The organism is Vibrio sp. 1249-1, from assembly GCF_033340495.1.
In genome coordinates this window covers 1-1327 of record NZ_JAWOWJ010000066.1, presented here as the reverse complement: position 1 = coordinate 1327, position 1327 = coordinate 1, and the positions used below count along the sequence as shown (strand labels likewise).

At 43.2% G+C, this 1327-nt stretch carries 1 protein-coding gene and 1 pseudogene; both read right to left on the bottom strand.

Annotated elements, in window-relative coordinates; translation table 11 throughout:
* Positions 1–455: 455 nt before the first annotated feature.
* Positions 456–887, bottom strand: a complete 432-nt coding sequence (locus tag R7Z50_RS24245) for a YccF domain-containing protein (RefSeq protein WP_005463381.1) — start codon at positions 885–887, stop codon at positions 456–458.
* A gap of 186 nt (positions 888–1073) precedes the next feature.
* Positions 1074–1327 (bottom strand): annotated as a pseudogene (locus R7Z50_RS24240) (MFS transporter); the annotation flags it as partial.

Sequence of the window (1327 nt, the reverse complement as noted above, 5' to 3'; positions counted from 1 at the left end):
TCTACGCCACAATCAATGTTTGTTGATTTATTCAATCCTTAGTGTTCTTTGCCTTTTGATGTGCACATTTCGTGGTTAAAAAAAGATACGACCATAAGTTGTTCTTGGGCCTGAAAAAGTAAGATTCCTGACCAATATTCTTCTGTTTACCGCGTAGATCTCTCCTCAAAGTCGATTACTTTTGGCTACGCTTATAGTTCGGCTTTAAAAATTTGTAAGAGGGAAGTTGAGTTGAGATGTTTGTAGTTGAAGCGTTGAATAACTCAAGTGATGGGCAATAAAGGTAATTGATTATAAAGGATAAATTGGAAGCAGTGCAGAGCTAGGTAAGATATAAACCTAAAGGTGACGGTATGAGCATACAATCAACCATTATCGAATACGCTGTAGCAATAATAGGCTTACTTTTAACAGGCGTTGCCCTCTGAGCCCGAAAGCTCAGAGGATACATAACCTTAACGATTAATGTTGTAACGAGCGATTGCCGCTTCTTCTGACGTTACAACAGTTTTACCGATAGGCGCGAGGGAAATTACGGCCAGTTTCAGGTGTTGAAGTGCAAACGGAATACCAATAATGGTAACGAAACACGCTGCGGCGGATAGGATATGACCGATTGCCAGCCACAAACCTGCAAACACAAACCAAAGTACGTTGCCGATGACGCCTAGCGGACTCGTGCCAATATCCATTTCATTGGTTAGTTCATCACGCGAAATGGCTTCTTTGCCGAATGGGAAAAACGAAAAGTTACCCATGACGAAACAAGCTCGCCCCCACGGAATCCCGATGATGCTGATGAACGCAAGAATACCGAATAGCCACCACAGCAATCCCATGAATACGCCACCGAATAAAAACCAGATGATGTTGCCAAGTGTTCTCATCTAAAACCCTTTTTGATTTATAACTTTCTACAAAGTATGTCACACAAATCTTAACAGAGGATGCATGGGTGTGCTTTATCTTAAATAAGAAATCATTGATGAGAATACTCATTTGATAAAGGAAAGCGGAGATCATTGGGCTGCTGAAAAAAGGCTCGCAACGGTAGACGTTAAGAGCCTTTCTGGCTAGGCGGTTGCCAAATTCAAGCGCGATACTGGCTTGTCATTGATCGGTAAGTGAATCAAAGCGGCGAGGAGAGCCAGAACGACGGTTGACCACCAGATTGGATCGTATGAACCGTAGTAATCGTAGATGCGGCCACCGACCCAAGCCCCCAAGAAGCTTCCTACTTGGTGAGTAAAGAATACCAAGCCATAAAGTGTTGATAGGTAACGAGCACCAAAAATCTGGCGGACTAATCCAGATGTGAGAGGTACGG

Coding starts and splice junctions, on each gene's coding strand:
- R7Z50_RS24245 (WP_005463381.1), bottom strand. CDS start 887: ATGAGAACACTTGGCAACATCATCTGGTTTTTATTCGGTGGCGTATTC.